The 15,922-nt window shown below is 52.8% G+C and carries 16 protein-coding genes and 1 pseudogene; 9 read left to right on the forward strand and 8 right to left on the reverse strand.

The window, feature by feature from the left end:
* Window positions 1-213: hypothetical protein (locus tag H8Q75_RS04200; protein ID WP_297040742.1), on the forward strand; the 213-nt coding region annotated here is incomplete at its 5' end.
* A 57-nt stretch (window positions 214-270) separates the two neighbouring features.
* On the opposite strand, the gene H8Q75_RS04205 is transcribed toward H8Q75_RS04200, so the two are convergent.
* Both H8Q75_RS04205 and accD read right to left on the reverse strand, forming a co-directional pair.
* Complete coding sequence (locus H8Q75_RS04205; RefSeq protein WP_024124694.1) at window positions 271-2,124, reverse strand: serine/threonine phosphatase; 1,854 nt, start codon at window positions 2,122-2,124, stop codon at window positions 271-273.
* A 114-nt stretch (window positions 2,125-2,238) separates the two neighbouring features.
* Window positions 2,239-3,168 carry an acetyl-CoA carboxylase, carboxyltransferase subunit beta gene (gene accD / locus H8Q75_RS04210; RefSeq protein WP_024124693.1) on the reverse strand — a complete coding sequence of 310 codons (930 nt, stop codon included), beginning with the start codon at window positions 3,166-3,168 and terminating at the stop codon, window positions 2,239-2,241.
* Window positions 3,169-3,403: 235 nt separating this feature from the next.
* Between accD and rseP the strand changes: the two genes are divergently transcribed.
* The 4 genes from rseP (at window position 3,404) to H8Q75_RS04230 (ending at window position 7,947) form a co-directional block, all read left to right on the forward strand.
* Entirely contained in the window at window positions 3,404-4,510 is a 1,107-nt protein-coding gene (rseP, locus tag H8Q75_RS04215; protein WP_297040746.1) for an RIP metalloprotease RseP, read from the forward strand.
* A 17-nt stretch (window positions 4,511-4,527) separates the two neighbouring features.
* Complete coding sequence (gene nth / locus H8Q75_RS04220; protein ID WP_024124691.1) at window positions 4,528-5,196, forward strand: endonuclease III; 669 nt, start codon at window positions 4,528-4,530, stop codon at window positions 5,194-5,196.
* A 600-nt stretch (window positions 5,197-5,796) separates the two neighbouring features.
* The gene (gene gloB, locus H8Q75_RS04225) at window positions 5,797-6,555 is read left to right on the forward strand and encodes a hydroxyacylglutathione hydrolase (protein ID WP_024124689.1); all 759 of its coding nucleotides are present in this window, start codon (window positions 5,797-5,799) and stop codon (window positions 6,553-6,555) included.
* A 75-nt stretch (window positions 6,556-6,630) separates the two neighbouring features.
* Complete coding sequence (locus H8Q75_RS04230; protein ID WP_024124688.1) at window positions 6,631-7,947, forward strand: hypothetical protein; 1,317 nt, start codon at window positions 6,631-6,633, stop codon at window positions 7,945-7,947.
* 31 nt (window positions 7,948-7,978) lie between these two features.
* Here the strand turns inward: H8Q75_RS04230 and H8Q75_RS04235 are convergent, their stop codons facing one another.
* Both H8Q75_RS04235 and H8Q75_RS04240 read right to left on the reverse strand, forming a co-directional pair.
* The gene (locus tag H8Q75_RS04235) at window positions 7,979-8,857 is read right to left on the reverse strand and encodes an inositol monophosphatase family protein (RefSeq protein WP_297040748.1); all 879 of its coding nucleotides are present in this window, start codon (window positions 8,855-8,857) and stop codon (window positions 7,979-7,981) included.
* Complete coding sequence (locus H8Q75_RS04240; protein WP_041429076.1) at window positions 8,854-9,387, reverse strand: GIY-YIG nuclease family protein; 534 nt, start codon at window positions 9,385-9,387, stop codon at window positions 8,854-8,856. Before H8Q75_RS04240 ends, H8Q75_RS04235 begins: the two co-directional genes overlap by 4 nt.
* Before the next feature lie 171 nt (window positions 9,388-9,558).
* Here H8Q75_RS04240 and rodA point away from each other — a divergent pair, with 171 nt between their 5' ends.
* The 4 genes from rodA to H8Q75_RS04260 all read left to right on the forward strand — a co-directional run bounded on the left by rodA (window position 9,559) and on the right by H8Q75_RS04260 (window position 12,161).
* A complete protein-coding gene (rodA, locus tag H8Q75_RS04245) occupies window positions 9,559-10,833 on the forward strand; it encodes a rod shape-determining protein RodA (RefSeq protein WP_297040753.1) in 1,275 nt (424 codons plus the stop codon).
* A 54-nt stretch (window positions 10,834-10,887) separates the two neighbouring features.
* A complete protein-coding gene (locus tag H8Q75_RS04250) occupies window positions 10,888-11,055 on the forward strand; it encodes a DUF3285 domain-containing protein (protein WP_024124684.1) in 168 nt (55 codons plus the stop codon).
* A 28-nt stretch (window positions 11,056-11,083) separates the two neighbouring features.
* Window positions 11,084-11,578: an rRNA maturation RNase YbeY gene (ybeY, locus tag H8Q75_RS04255; RefSeq protein WP_297040756.1), complete on the forward strand. Its 495-nt coding sequence runs from the start codon at window positions 11,084-11,086 to the stop codon at window positions 11,576-11,578.
* Between the two features lie 130 nt (window positions 11,579-11,708).
* On the forward strand, window positions 11,709-12,161 hold the full coding sequence (locus tag H8Q75_RS04260; protein WP_041429570.1) for a diacylglycerol kinase family protein: 453 nt from the start codon (window positions 11,709-11,711) through the stop codon (window positions 12,159-12,161).
* A gap of 61 nt (window positions 12,162-12,222) precedes the next feature.
* Here the strand turns inward: H8Q75_RS04260 and ychF are convergent, their stop codons facing one another.
* The 4 genes and pseudogenes from ychF to H8Q75_RS04280 all read right to left on the reverse strand — a co-directional run.
* Window positions 12,223-13,314 (reverse strand): redox-regulated ATPase YchF, encoded by a 1,092-nt coding sequence (gene ychF / locus H8Q75_RS04265; RefSeq protein WP_024124681.1) that lies wholly within the window; start codon window positions 13,312-13,314, stop codon window positions 12,223-12,225.
* Window positions 13,315-13,548: 234 nt separating this feature from the next.
* Window positions 13,549-14,964 (reverse strand): type I glutamate--ammonia ligase, encoded by a 1,416-nt coding sequence (gene glnA, locus H8Q75_RS04270; protein ID WP_024124680.1) that lies wholly within the window; start codon window positions 14,962-14,964, stop codon window positions 13,549-13,551.
* Between the two features lie 61 nt (window positions 14,965-15,025).
* Window positions 15,026-15,571 carry a DUF2085 domain-containing protein gene (locus H8Q75_RS04275; protein ID WP_297040760.1) on the reverse strand — a complete coding sequence of 182 codons (546 nt, stop codon included), beginning with the start codon at window positions 15,569-15,571 and terminating at the stop codon, window positions 15,026-15,028.
* Between the two features lie 149 nt (window positions 15,572-15,720).
* A pseudogene (locus tag H8Q75_RS04280) lies at window positions 15,721-15,922 on the reverse strand (glycosyltransferase family 1 protein); the annotation flags it as partial.

Genomic DNA, 15,922 nt, shown 5'->3' on the forward strand with positions numbered 1-15,922 from the left:
GGTAAGGAACCATACCCGTACCAAGACCCGGAAGGCCATAGAGCATTTCTCCTAGAAAAAACTAAAGAAAAAACTAATATTTATACTGGATACAATGTTACAAAAGAGATGGTGAAAACTAAGCTGCCCAAATTGGTTTTGGATACGATGTGGGGTGACTTGATAGGTAGTTGGCCTGTGAGGCTGCTTGGCACTACAAGCCTGGGGTATTGATGGGCGATTGTATCACCGAGTAAAGTCTGCCCTGCGGAAGAAGTCTAAAGAAGAAGTCTAAAATAGAGTGCTGAGAACGGAGCGCAATTTGAAGCGGATAGCGATCGCGCTCAGGTTATCATGACCATTCACTTGATTCCCCAGATTGATGAGTTGATGAAGGGACTGCTGGAGCGGCAGACTAAAGTCCAGCATAGGTAGCAAATGACTGATAATGTGAGTTTCAAGGCAGCGATTATCCGAGAGGCCATCCGAACAAAGCAGAATTAGGGTGTCTTCCAAGATCTCTAAGTCTATGATCTCAGGAGTAATAGCTTCATTATTGCGTGGCCCTAGGGCTTGGGTGAGTTGATAGGCGTCGGGCCGGCCATAGGCAATTTCGGGCTCAACTCCCTGTTGAATCAGACGTTGACCGACTTCATGATCTGTGGTTAGTTGTTGCAGTCCTTGGCGTTTGGTGAAGCGGTAGATACGACTGTCGCCGACATGACCAAGGCGGAGATGGTAATTATGAAGCAGGGCCATGACAAGTGTTGTACCCATGCGACCACTGCCCGTTTTTGCTTTTTGATCATTGGTGGCAAAAATGACCTCGTTGGCACGGTAAATGGCGTTGCGTACCTCGTCGGCACTCGGAAGTTCTCCCTGCCACGGCCAAGTCTGCTCGAAGTATTCATGAACGGTTTTAGTGGCTAAGGAGCTAGCGACTTCTCCTTCGGCGTGACCGCCCATGCCATCACAGAGAACATAAACCCCTTGAACCTCTAGTTGTTGACCGTTGGGGGTTATGCGCATCTGCTGCCGATGATTGATGAGATAGAAATCCTCGTTGTGGTGGCGATCGCGCCCAGGATCAGTGTGGGCAGCAACGTCCACTTGAACCAGTTGTCGTGGTAGGAGGGCAGTTGGTGCATCCTCAATAGCGGTGTGATCCTCTTCTGCTGATTCTGGTGAGAGGGTGATGTCTGGCAGTTTCTCTATTAGATCGACCGTACTTTCGCCTGTCTCCGCCTCAGACACGGGTTCACTGCGCAAGGTGGAGGCAAGGGAGTCAAGCAACATCTGAATTTCTGAGATTTTCTCCAGCGGAGCCGTACTCAAAGAGACCAACAGGGGCATGAAAAGGGCTTGGCGGCGACTAGAGGCATGGGCAAATAACTCTTGCCAGATGCTAACGAGGCTAGGGGGCGGCGTGGGTCGCTCAAAAGTTTCCCCTAAGGGCAAAGTGAAGTCCAGTTGATGCAGCCACAATTGATCGTCTGGGTTGACGGCTAAGTTTCTGACTGTCAGCAAGGAATAATGGCAATGCCACGGTTCTAAAGTTTTCCAGAGGTCAACCATGTCCTCTAGGTACTGGAAAATCTGCTCATCGGCAATGTTGTCGTCTTGCCAAACATCTTGCAGAGGGCGCGCAGTGTGATTGTAGTCGAGAATAAGGCCATGGCAGTAGTTGACCGGTAAGTTGCTTGGGGAAACGGTATCTAGCCACGCATCGTGAATGGCTGGAATGGTTTCGGGATAGACAAGGTGTAGGGCAAGGTAGGCGATCGCCACCGCACTGAGGTCAGGGTATTGAGCTTGCAAATGGGGAATGACCACACCAGGGTCCAGAATATTTAGCCCCTGTGCCCAGTCCTGAGCCGTTTCGCGGAGGGTTTCTAAGAGCGTTGGTTCCTCAGGCCGTAGATCTTGCACTAGTTGGGGCAAATCACAGGCGTAGCGGTAATCCCAGCGTTGGTAGCGCTGCTGTGGATCAAAAAACGCAGCAGCACTAGGGGGACGGGTATCTTGCTCAAACACAGTTCCCTCAGAAGTGCGGTTGGGGGCAGCCAAAATAGGGTGATCAGGATAGGCAGGATAAAGCACACCCCACCAAAGTTTGAGGTTTTGATCAGTTTGAGCGGTAGGCATTAGAGCAGTGAGCCAGCAAAGACAGCACAGCGACGATTACCCCTTGCGAGGGGTATCCCCTATTGTATAACCATCGCCCTAGGACAGGCTTTTTCTGCGTCTTGCTGCTGTTTTTTATGACGATTCTTCAGCCATTGCCATCAAGGGGAATGATTTTGGCAATACGGTTGAGGACACGCGACTTGCCACGGGTTGATGCAAACGGATTAACCGGGCCAAGGTTGACTTCAGTTGGGTGCGCGGCACAATCACATCAACAAAGCCACATTTCTGGACAAATTCGGCGGTTTGGAAGTCGTCGGGGAGTTTTTCCCGCAGCGTTTGCTCAATGACCCGCCGTCCGGCAAAGGCAATTGTTGCCTTCGGCTCGGCAATAATAATATCCCCCAACATCGCGAAGCTAGCGGTCACGCCCCCAGCAGTGGGATGGGTCAAGACGGGGATATAAAGCAGACCAGCACTGCGATGACGCTCAAGGGCAGCAGCAGTTTTGGCCATTTGCATCAAGCTGAGCATTCCTTCTTGCATGCGCGCCCCCCCAGAAGCACAGACAATCACCAAGGGAATATGCTCCCAAGTGGCTCGCTCAATTAGGCGAGTGATTTTTTCACCAACGACGCTGCCCATACTACCGCCCATGAAGGCAAAGTCCATCACCCCCAAGGCAACCGGCAGACCTTCGAGTTGGCCCAGGCCAGTTTGTACGGCATCCTTAAGCCCTGTTTTCTCCTGATATTCCCGCAGGCGATCGCTATAGGGCTTGCGATCCTTAAATTGCAGGGGGTCACAACTGACCAAATTTTCATCTAGGGGGCGCCATGTGTGGGGATCAATCAGTTGCTGGATACGCTCACTGCTGCTGACGCGATGGTGATGGCCACACTCTGGACACACCAGTTGATGGCTATGCAGATCCTTGCTGTAGATCATGACGCCACAGGCTTCGCACTTTGTCCAGAGACCGTCGGCGATCTCTCGCTCTGGCTGCATGGGTGTCAACGCGGTTTCTTTACGGCGATTTGCAAACCAATCAAATAAAGACATTGTAGAAAATTCCCTTTAACGTCGAAGTCTCAAATAGCGCGTTTGTATGGGTCTCTCCGAGGAGTATCCACTAAGAATAATTACTTATCATCCCACTTTGTTGCATTTTTGCAATATATCGCACAAGTTTGGGAAAATATGCAGGGGTCTGGGGAGAGATCACCGATCCAGGGGGAAGTTCGGTGCCACAATAAGAGAAAGTTAACAGTTCGCAGCGTAGCACTGGGTTGAATCTATGTCCATGGTTGCAGTCGTGGTGGCGATCGCCATCTTGGGAATCTTGATTTTTGTCCATGAGTGGGGGCACTTCATCGCTGCCCGCAGCCAAGGCATTCATGTCAACCGCTTTTCCATTGGTTTTGGCCCTCTCCTCTGGAAAGTTCAGGGCAAAGAGACTGAGTACGCCCTGCGCCTGATTCCTTTGGGGGGCTACGTGGGTTTTCCAGACGATGACCCCAATAGCGGCGTTCCCGCTAACGATCCCAATCTCCTAAGCAATCGTCCGATTTTGGATCGCGCCATTGTCATCAGCGCCGGGGTGATTGCCAATTTGGTCTTTGCCTATTTGCTACTGCTGGTGCAGGTGGGGGTCATGGGCATTAGTCAAGCCACGTACCACGAGGGTGTGCTCATTCCTGCCCTTGTTCCTGAAAGTAGCCTTGTGGCCACCAAAGCGGGCATTCAGCCGGGGGACTTAGTTTTAGCTGTGGATGGCCAACCCTTGGGTGCCGATGCCAATAGCTTGCCAAACCTAATGCGAGCTATTCAGCAGCATCCGCAGCAACCCCTGACACTGACGATTCAACGTCAAGGGCACATCCAAGAGATTACCGTCACCCCCGAGGTCAGTGAGGAGGGTCAAGCTCGGATTGGCGTTCAACTGGCGCCCCATGCGGACATTCACCGTGAACACACCTTAAACCCGCTTAAATTAATCACGGCAGCGGCGGCGGAGTTTCAGCGGGTGATTGTCCTAACCCTAGATGGCTTTCGGGAACTTTTCCAGCATTTTGATCAAGCGGCTCAACAGGTCTCTGGGCCGGTGGCGATCGTTGCAATGGGGGCAGATATTGCCCGCTCAAACGCTGAACAGCTCTTTACCTTTACCGCTTTGATCAGTATTAACCTTGCGATTATCAACATTCTGCCCTTTCCAGCCCTAGATGGGGGTCAACTGCTCTTCCTAGTAGTAGAAGCGCTGCGGGGTCGTCCCTTACCTAATCGCATCCAAGAGGGGGTGATGCAAACAGGGCTGGTTCTACTCCTTGGATTGGGAATGTTCCTGATTGTGCGGGACACCGTAAACCTCACAGGCTTGGGCTGGGTGCAGCAACTCTTTTAAGTTTACTAAGTTTACCTATGGCTATTACCCGTCGCCTCTGCGCCAAGCAACAACGGGCACTGGAAATTCTCACCCGCCTTAAGCGCCTCTATCCCGATGCTACCTGTAGCCTCAACTTTGAAAATCCGCTGCAACTGTTGGTGGCCACGATTCTCTCTGCCCAGTGCACCGATGAGCGGGTGAATCAAGTCACGCCGGCACTGTTTGCCCGCTATCGCCATGCCAAAGACTTTGCAGCAGCCGACCTGGCAGAGTTGGAACAATACATCAAGTCCACTGGTTTCTATCGCAACAAAGCTCGCCATATTCAAGGTGCCTGTCGCCGCATTGTCGAGGTCTATGGGGGTCAAGTGCCCAAGGTAATGGAAGATTTGCTTTCCCTGCCGGGAGTCGCTCGTAAAACGGCCAATGTGGTTCTTGCCCACGGTTATGGCATTTTAGGCGGAGTCACCGTGGATACCCATGTCAAGCGCTTGAGCCGGCGGCTGGGGCTTACCCAAGAAACCGATCCTGTGAAAATTGAGCGGGACTTAATGCGTCTGATCCCCCAGCCCGATTGGGAAAACTGGTCAATTCGCTTGATTTACCATGGCCGTGCAGTTTGCCAAGCCCGTCAACCCCAGTGCGAAAGCTGTGAACTGATTGATTTGTGTGCTACGGGCAGGAAGCTGATACCAAAGCCATAGAGAGTTTTAGATAATCAGATAATAGAGCAGATTTTTGATCTGGCCCAACGACAACCCTAACCGCCACCACGGGCAAACGGCCTGTTAGCCTCTAGGGCCTCCCTTAGCAGCAGGGCGTGGCACCCTTGAAGCCCCACCTATGGGTTTGCCAGTGAGTTGATTGGTCTATTTTGGCGCATTCTGGTTGGGAAAACAGGGCTGCGGCTGCGATCGCTGCGCTCAACAACCCTGTGGCGATCGCAGAGCCAGATAATGACTGTTAGATCCACCCTCAACCACGGATGGTTGGCTGCAGGATTGATCTGAGTATTCCTCCACCCCCCGATTGGGTCATTGCGGTGGACATGACCCACACTGATACCCACACTGATGTTGAATGATAAGAACCGCCTGTATGCAGCCTTGGGGGTACCAGAGTTATGGCGGTACAATGGTGGGAGATGGCAAATCGTCCAGTTGCGGGATGGAATCGATCGCTCCCCTTTATTTTTTATTTCTATGGATGCCCAAAGAGTCTCTTTATCGCTTCTTGGCAGAGGCCAAAATGGATGAGGTAGCGGCACAGAAGAATTGGCGACGCTGGGTGCAGGAACAACGGCCATGGTGATTTATCGCCTCAATGCCCTTACGGATAATTACATTTTTTTGCTCTATGATCCGCAAACGGGGACAGCGGCAGTGGTGGATCCAGCAGAGCCAGAACCCGTCCTTGCCAAATTAGCGGAATTGGGGGCAACACTAAGGGCAATTTTCAATACCCACCACCATTGGGATCATGTGGGTGCCAATCGTGCCCTGCGATCGCGCTTCCCGGATATCGCAGTCTACGGCAGCCGCCAAGATCAAGGCCGCATTCCAGAGCAAACCGTCTTCCTGAAGGCGGGCGATCGCGTTCCCTTTGGCCAAACTTATTTTGACGTCCTCTTTGTTCCCGGCCATACCCGCGGTCACATTGCCTACTATGCGCCGACAACGGGCGATCTATTTTGCGGTGATACGCTTTTTGGCGGCGGTTGTGGGCGTCTTTTTGAGGGAACCCCAGCCCAGATGTTGGACTCATTGAATCAACTGCGGCAGCTACCGGAGGAGACGCGGGTCTGGTGCGCCCACGAATATACCCAAAAGAACCTTAGCTTTGCCCTGACCGTCGAAGCGGATAACCCTACCCTGCAAGAGCGCTATGCCCAAGTTTGTCGCGATCGCGCCCAAGGGCAAGCCACGATTCCCAGTACGATTGGCCTTGAAAAGGCGACAAATCCCTTTTTGCGCTGCGAAGTCAGGACCATTCAGATGGCCGTGGGGGCAACCACACCTTTACAGGCCTTTACGCGATTGCGGGGTAAACGGGATCAGTATTGACAGTAATCATACAGTAAGCATTTATAGTACCAGAACAGTAATCTAGCTTTATATTCCTCTACCTACAAAGCCGCTATGGCAGTTTCCTATCAGAGTCGCTTCTTTAGCTTTTGGCGACAGCAATGGCAACGTTGGCAGCAACGGTGGCAGCGCCAACAATGGCAGATTGAAAGCACCCTCAGTGGCACACTTCAGGTCATTGGCTCAATTCTGGCACAATTTTGGCAGCGGCGAGTTCCCCAACTGTTGGGCACGGTTTCCCAAATGCATCAACGCCTCCTGCCGAAACCGACAGCGACACCCCCTGCCGATGAAGCCCTGTTGACCGTCATGTCTGCTTTGTCCCTCACACCAGGAGAGGAGCAATCTTGGGTAGTGGCGATCGCCCCCATTGCTCGCCCCTTAACTTGGTGGCAGCGCTGGATGGCTCCTTGGCAACGCTGGTTTCAACCCCCACCCAAGACATTACCCTCAGCGGCCGCACCCTTGGCACAGCGGCCACCTGTTTACCTTGCCTGCGATCGCGCCGCAAAATCCCTCTTGCTTGTGGATGAGGCTGCCCGCCCCTTGAAAATCTTCACCCCCACAGAACAGCAGCAAATTGAGCAACACATTGCCTACGCCTTGGCAGTGTACTATCAGCATGTTCGGCAGTGGTATCGGCGACGACATCACTGGTTCTGGCGTTGGTGGGAGCGATCCCTCAAAGCAGACTCTAACCCACCGTCCTGTTTGGTGGCAACCTTTCTGGGGCAACTTCAGTTAACAGGTAACCGTGAAGAGGATTTAGTCCTACCCTCAGCATCTCCCTTGGCCGCTGCTGTCCGCTGGTTGCGATCGCGCCTCCCCTCTGGTCGCAAGAACACGCTTTCCCAAGTGCGGGTACAGGGGATTGCTACTCTCTTAGAAACACAGCAGATGGTGCTCATTGGCACCGATAACACTATCCTGTACATCCTCAGCCCTGCCCAACAGGCGCAAGCCCTAGCTTGGATTGAACGCCATCTTCATCCCTTCAAGCTCCCCTTCCAAGACTGGCTGACTCAACTCTCCTACTGGCTAGGAGGATTCCAACTCCCTGCCGTAGCAACCGCGAATTCACCCCTATTGGCAGCTACGGATCCTTTGCCAGTCTTTTCTCCCGTGGACACCCTGCTCAGTTTAGGGAGCACCGCGGCGCCATTCACTCCTTCATCGCCCTCGGAAACTGCGGCCACCAGTGTCGATCCGAATCCAGAGCAGTTGATTCTTGATGTGGATGCTGCCCTCATTGGCTATGAACTCCACTGGTTTGAACGGCTACTGCTGTGGTGCGATCGCCTGTTTCTCTGGATTGAAGAACAGCTGATTCGTTTAGGGCGGTGGCTCTTGCAGCAGTGGCAGCGCCGGTGACCCTCTTAAGGGAACTGCCGCCATTATTTTTTTAGGCATGTCTAGGCGGTCCAACCGTCGAAATTGCTTCAATGAGGGGCGATCGCAAAGCAGCGATATACTCTGGCCAGCCAATGAGAATGGGTTGCTGATGGGCCAGGGTTTGTTCCTGTAAACCTGTGGCATCAAAACGCAAGGGATTTCCCTGCAAGTCGGTGCACACCAAACCTGCCGCTGTTGCCAAAGCTAAGGGGGCTGTGGTATCCCAGAGCTTAACCCGCTGATTTAAGTAGAGGTAGAGTCCCGCCCGTCCCAAAATTACTTCAATCACCTTGAGGCCAAAACTGCCCAGAAAGCGAAATTCCACTTGGGGCAACACCCGATGAATTGCATCGCCGTAGGTACGGTAGTCGCGATAGCCAATCATTATCGGGCAATGGTCGGCATTAGGGGAAGGTGGACAAACGGGTAATAGGGGGACAGGTGGCCCACCGCTGCTCATTTGAAAGAGTCCCCAGTCTTTACCGCCGTAGTAGAGATGGTCCAGATTGGGGGCATAGATCCAACCTGCCACTGGACTGTAGTGCTCTAGCAAACCCACCATTAGGGCATAGCCTTGGCGATGGTGAATTAGATCATCAGTACCATCAAGGGGATCAATCAGCCAGTAGCGATTTTTCGGTTCCTGAAAAACTGCTGGGGAGTCGGCATTTTCCTCACTGATGATGCCATCTTCAGGAAACCAAGCACGAAATTTCTGACTTAGCAGCCGATCCAAGAAGCGATCAATACTGGTGGCAAAGTCTTGCTGTCCCTTTTCAATGACATCAAAGGGTTGCTGTGCCAGTTGCCGTGCCCGTTGCCCCGCTTGGCGCAGGAGTTGATTGATCTGCCAGATTTGGCTAGAGGTCAGAGGGGGAGAGGTCGTCATTTGAGATCCAGCCGTCCACTTTCCTTTAGTTTGGCGTTAAAGACCAGCGGCTCCTGTAGCGATCGCTGCCGTAGCTGTTCGAGAATCGCTGCTTCAACTCGCCGCGCCACCTGTTTCAGCAGCTTTGGTTGAGTGAGTGAGTCGGCACTGGCCCATGCAGCGCGTTCGGCCTCGGTCATTTGCTCCTTGACATCAATGGCATTTTCCCACTGGGGGCGATCGCGCTCGTTGCCTAAGGGCACAGTTCCCAATTCCGCTAGCCACTGCTGTTTCACGGTTTCTAGCCACGGGCGATCGGGACGTTCAATGGCGATCGCCTTATAGCCACTACACCCTTGAGGACAGCGCACAAGGTGTTGTAGCAAACTCAGTCGTATATCCCGAGAATAGCCAATATACTGCACCCTGCCGGCAGCATCAAAAATGGCATAGAGACCGATCGCTCCCTTGAGATCAGGGGCCACACGACCTGAACCATCAATATAGGGATGGAGGGGCAATTCAGCCAAAGTCGGCGCAGGAAGGCTCATATCAGCAGGGGTGGCTCTTTTCGCGTGCTTCACCCTCAGTATGCCCTATCTCTGGCTATAAAGCCTTGACCAATGCGGTTGCCACCGAAGCATAGTTCCACTCAAGCTAGAATGAGAGTCTTAATCAAACCACCACTGTTCCAGCCTAGTGCGAACGAAGGATATCTGGCGATGTTTTGGACAACTCGGCTATGGCAACGCCGCTGGTCTGCTTGGCTCTACCCTTGGCGGGGGATGGATTGGCTACTTTTAATTGCAGTATGGTTGATTACGCTGTTAGGGGCAGTGGCCATTCACAGTGCTGAGCTGCACATTGGCGAAAAGGATGGCTTCCAACATCTGGCAATCGCGGGCGTGGGTACAATTTTGCTTTTCCTACTGGCACGGGTGCCGACCTCGGTCTTTATCTCAGTCCACTGGTGGGTTTATGGCATCAGTTGTCTCCTCCTACTGGCTGTGAGCCTATTTGGCGTTGAAGCTAACGGTGCCCAGAGCTGGCTGCCCATTGCTGGCTTTAACCTCCAGCCTTCTGAATTTGCCAAAATCTCGATCATCCTCACCCAGGCTGCCCTCCTGCAGCGGGTTCCTGCCAATGGCCTCAGTGGCATTCTACGGGTGTTTGCGGCAACGGCCTTGCCCCTGGGATTGATTTTATCGGAACCCGATCTGGGTACTTCCCTGGTCTTTGCTGCCATCACCTTGGGGATGCTCTACTGGGCCAACGCCCGTTTGGGTTGGATTGTGCTGATGCTCTCCCCTTTGGTGGCAGCCATTCTCTTTGCCCTACCGCTGCCCTATGAACTAAATCTTGTGCTGTGGTTCCTGTGGACATTGGGGATGGGGGTTGTGGCATGGCAAAATCTTCCCCTTGGTTGGATTGGGGCGATCGGCGGCATTGTTCTGAATCTTTCGGGGGCAGGGCTGGGGCGATTGCTGTGGAGCGTTCTCAAGGACTACCAAAAAGATCGCCTCTTAATGTTCTTGGATCCGGACAAAGATCCATTGGGGGCGGGCTATCATCTGATCCAATCCCGCATTGCCATTGGCGCGGGTGGCCTGTGGGGGCGAGGGCTGTTTCAGGGGACGCAGACGCAATTGGGATTTATCCCTGAGCAGCACACGGACTTTATTTTTTCTGCCATCGGTGAGGAATTAGGCTTTTGGGGTGGCTTGCTAGTTTTAGGACTGTTTTGGTTCATTGGGCTGCGGCTATTGCAAATTGCCAATAGTGCCCGTGATGATTTCGGCTCGCTGCTGGCGATCGGCCTTTTTGCTATGTTGATGTTCCAAGCGGTGGTCAATATCGGCATGACAATGAACCTATTTCCGGTGACAGGTATTCCCTTGCCGTTCCTCAGCTATGGCCGTTCTGCCCTTTTGGCAACCTATATTGGTTTGGGGCTGGTACAAGCGGTGGCCAATCATCACCCGCGATCGCGCTACTAAAGTCAAGCCCCCTTTGTTAAAATTCATAAAGATTGCCGATAGCAGTGAAATCCCATGAGCCAGTCCCCCAAACCCACGTCTTCCCCTACCGCGCAGCCTAGTTATGTCAAACTGGCCATGCGGAACATGGTGCGTAAGGGACGTAAATCCCTGACCCATTTTGCCCTCACTACTATCGGTCTGTTGGCGCTGTTGGTGGGCTTATCCTACCTCACCCGTTAGGGAGTTGGTGAAAACAAAGAAAAAAACAATGCCGGTTACCGTCTATCTAGAACTGCACCATCCTTCCCTGAGCGCTGAGGTGGCACCACTCCCTTGGTCAGCGTGGTTTCACACATGGATTGCCATGGTGGAACCAAATGCAGGCAAAGAGTATGAGCTGACCCTGCGTTTGACAACCGATGCCGAGATTCAAGTCCTTAACTGCCGGTATCGCGATCGCGACATCCCTACGGACGTGCTTGCCTTTGCCACCCGCGATGACGCCCTGCCGCTGTCCCTAGAGGAACCTGAATACCTGGGCGACATTATTATTTCTGGGGACACCGCTTGTCAGCAAGCCACAGAAAGTGGGCACACTCTATCTATAGAGATCACCTGGCTGGCCTGCCATGGCCTCCTCCACCTCCTAGGCTGGGATCACCCCGATGAAGCTCAACTGGCACGGATGTTAGCTCAGCAGGCCGAGTGCCTCGAAGCCGTGGGTCTTATACCCCCAATGTTCCGTAAATGCTCTGTTGGCTAGGAACGAAATTGAAAAGCATGTGCTTAAATGGGAGGCATTAACAACCAAATTTCTTAAAATTTCTTCTTCAAGGTGTATGACATCTAACGTCAATACTTAGATGGGAATGTTTGGTGTGATGGATAACGTTATGACACAAAAAGTTCTGGCCACCTATACTGAGAAAGCAGCAGGGACAACCCTACTGCGACAGCGCTCCTACCGTGTGGCCTCCTCCCTATTGAATAGTTTCCGTTATGCGTGGGCGGGAGTCGTCTATGCTTTCCAAACTCAGCGCAATTTTCGCATCCACACAGCAGTTGGCCTGAGTGCGATCGCCCTCAGTGGCCTGTTGAAACTTCCCCCTGTTGAAGTGGCGGTCATTGTTCTAACCATTGCCGTGGTTATCGGGCTAGAGTTAGTGAATACGGCCTTGGAAGCCGTTGTGGATCTCACCGTCGGCAGAGAATACCATGAGCTTGCTCGCATTGCCAAAGATTGTGCCGCTGGTGCGGTTCTGCTCAGTGCAATCGCAGCCGTAGGGGTGGCGATGGCCTTAATTGTGCCCCCCTTGGTTTATCCGATTGTAGGAACATTGTTATAAGGTTATAAAGGTTATAAGGTTATAAGCTACAAGCTTGTGATCCAATCCCAATCAGGGGGGGCTAAACATTAAAGCGGAAGAGCATCACATCCCCCTCCTGCACAACATAGTCTTTGCCTTCACTGCGTACTAGGCCTTTTTCCTTAGCCACCGTCAGGGATTGACAGGCCACTAAATCGTCATAGCTCACCGTTTCGGCGCGAATAAAGCCCCGCTCAAAGTCACTGTGAATGACGCCCGCCGCTTGGGGCGCTTTGGTACCCGCTGGAATTGTCCATGCTCGGGTTTCCTTAGGTCCTGTGGTAAAGAAGGTTTGTAGGCCAAGCAGCTTATAGGTTGAGCGAATGAGCGATCGCAGACCCCCCTCACGAACCCCAAGACTGGCCAGATACTCGGCGCGATCGCCCTCGGGCAAATCCACGAGCTCGGCCTCCACTTGAGCAGAGACAATCACCACCTCTGCCCCCTCCTGCTTTGCCATCTCCTGAACTGCCGCTGTCCATTCATTGCCAGTGGCCAAATCCTGCTCAGCAACGTTAGCGGCGTAGATCACAGGCTTACGAGTGAGCAAGCCGAGAAAGCGAATGGCCGCTTCTTCCTCTTCCGTAAGTTGACACAGACGGGCAGGCTGTCCCTCATTGAGTACCCCCAGGAGCTTTTCAAGGGCCGTCAGCTCAATCTGTGCTTCTTTTTGCGATCGCGCTGCCTTACGGGTGCGTTCAATGCGCTTTTCTATCTGGGCTAAATCCGCCAGTGCTAACTCTAAGTTAATGACCGCAATATCCTCGACAGGATTCACACGCCCTGCCACGTGGACAATATCTTCATCTTCAAAGCAGCGCACCACGTGGACAATGGCATCCACCTCGCGAATATTTGCCAAGAACTGGTTGCCCAGTCCTTCCCCTTTGCTAGCTCCCTTCACCAGGCCCGCAATGTCCACAAACTCCACCCGCGTCGGCACAATCTGAGCAGATTGGGAAATTTTTGCCAGTACCTCCAGCCGCTCGTCGGGAACTGCTACGACACCAACATTGGGTTCAATCGTACAGAAGGGGAAATTGGCTGCCTCGGCCTTAGCATTGGCCACAAGGGCATTAAACAGCGTTGACTTGCCCACATTCGGTAGGCCGACAATTCCAGCGCGTAGCATGGGACCCTACAACCTAATTTTTAGGGGAAACATTCCCCATCAACAACATTTAAGAGTGGGAATGTTAATTTTTAGTAGCATCCCAACTTATCAGAAATTCCAGCTCTAGGCAAGCACGAGCACACCCAACACCTTTACCAGCGAAGAATCGGCAGCAAAAATAAAAGAGGCAACCCCCGATGGGTGCCTCTGCGTGGGATGTCACTAAATGCCAGACCCTAGCAGCTCATTTGCCTAGGCATCAAAGTAGAGAGTAAATTCATAGGGGTGAGGACGCAGTGACATGGGAATGACTTCTGTGTCCAGCTTGTACTGAATCCAGTTGAGGATAAAGTCTTCGCTAAAGACACCCCCCGCCGTGAGGAAGCTGTGATCCTTTTGCAGATTTTCCAGGGCCGCCATAAGTGAACCGGGGGTTGAGGGAATCTTGGCCAATTCTTCGGGGCTGAGGTCGTAGATATCAACATCCAAGGGGCTACCCGGATCAATTTGATTCTTGATGCCATCAATACCTGCACATAGCATTGCCGCAAAGGCAAGGTAGGGATTACTCGTGGCATCGGGGCAACGGAACTCTAGGCGCTTCGCTTTGGGGTTGGGACCAGTGAGGGGAATCCGCACAGAGGCAGAGCGGTTGCCTTGGGAATAGGCAAGGTTCACGGGGGCTTCAAAGCCGGGAACCAGTCGTTTGTAGGAGTTCGTTGTTGGGTTGGTAAAAGCCAATAGCGCTGGAGCGTGCTTGAGGATACCACCAATGTACCAGAGGGCAATTTGGCTCAAATTCGCATAGCCGTCTCCCCAGAACAGGGGCTGGCCATCTTTCCAAATGGACTGGTGGGTATGCATCCCCGAGCCGTTGTCGTTGAAGACGGGCTTGGGCATAAAGGTTGCCACTTTACCGTGCTTGCGGGCAACATTCTTGACGCAGTACTTATAGGTCATTAGCCAGTCGGCAGCTTGAATGAGGGTGCCAAAGCGGAAACCCAACTCGCACTGCCCCGCCGTAGCCACTTCGTGGTGATGCTTTTCAATGGGCACACCGCACTTGGCCATCGTCAAGAGCATTTCTGTGCGCAAGTCCTGCAGCGTATCTGTGGGCGCAACGGGGAAGTAACCCTCTTTGCCACGGATTTTGTAGCCGAGGTTGCCTCCTTCTTCTTCACGGCCAGTGTTCCAAAGACCTTCAATACTGTCAACGTAGTAGTAGCCAGACCGTTGATTTTGGTCGTAGCGAACGTCATCGAAAACAAAGAACTCGGCTTCGGGGCCAAAGTAAGCCGTATCGCCAATGCCGGTTGCTTTTAAGTACTCAATGGCACGGGTGGCAATGGAGCGTGGGCAGCGATCGTAGAGTTCGCCGGTGCGCGGATCTTTGATGGTGCAAATCATGCTCAGGGTGGGTTCTTTCATGAAGGGGTCTTCCCACGCTGTATTCGGATCCGGCACCATCACCATGTCGGATTCGTTAATCGCTTTCCAACCGCGAATACTGGAACCGTCGAAGGGCACACCGTCGGTAAATGAGCTTTCACTGATTTGGCTTTTGTGAACCGTCAGGTGTTGCCACGTGCCGGGCATGTCAGTAAATTTCAGGTCGATGAGCTCGTACTTGCTGTCGATCAAATTTAAGATTTCTTGGGGCGTTGCCATGTATAGGTTACTCCTTCTGTATTGGGCGCACCGCAGCGACAATCTATGGTAGAAAGTTGACCTAGTTAATTTTTGTATCGGAGGCTACCAAAATTTCGGTGTTTGCTCCTTCGCGGGAGGTGGCAAGGTGCTGTTTGGGGTATAGCAGAGGCATGATCAGTAATCCCAAGCCCAATCCAGCGATCGCCCCAAAGGGAAAGACAATCCAATTGGAATAGCCCCAAATGCCGTAGTGTTGTAGTGCCCACTCTAGGGGGTAAAACAGCATGAACACCAGCGCCACTAAAAAGCCCCCCAGACCATATTGCGGCAACCAGTACCACTCCCGGGCAGTGGTGGACCCCTGAATCCACCAGCGCGTCAGGAGAACTCCAACAAGGGTGCCGTAGCAGCGCATACACACGGCCATTTTCCAAGGGGGGGCCAGCATTAACCCCATTTCCGGTTGCGGACACACATGATGGCCCATGGTATAGATGATGTGGGCAATTTTAGGCAAAAAAAGAAAATTGCTGGCGGCCAAGAAGGGGGCAAATAGAGGGCCTAGAATGAGTCCCGCCAGAATAACATCAGGCCACCGGGGAGAAAGCGATCGCCACTGCACCATCAAATTTCAGAAATGATACAAAACGATAAACAACCCCCTAGAATTTAACAAATTGTTCGGCACGAGGGCAATCAGGGGTTAGGTAGAGGGCAGAGGTGATCTGTCCACACGAGAGTGCGGCTTGATCTCTGCCACTCAATTTAAGATGCCTAGGAGGCTAAGGCCGCTTTGGTCACCGTTGTCAGCGAGGCGGTGTTTTTAACCGTCTCTAAGCGAGGGGAATTCCCCATCAGGGAGGCGGCAAAGAGTTGACGGTAGAGTTGCCCCATCTGAAGGGCGATCGCCTCCCAATTGAAGAAGGCTTGCACCCGCTCGCGACCCTTTTCCCCAAGGGTACGCGCCCAGGCTGGA

It is taken from the genome of Thermosynechococcus sp. OHK43 (assembly GCF_014466085.1).
In the GTDB taxonomy this organism is placed as follows: domain Bacteria; phylum Cyanobacteriota; class Cyanobacteriia; order Thermosynechococcales; family Thermosynechococcaceae; genus Thermosynechococcus.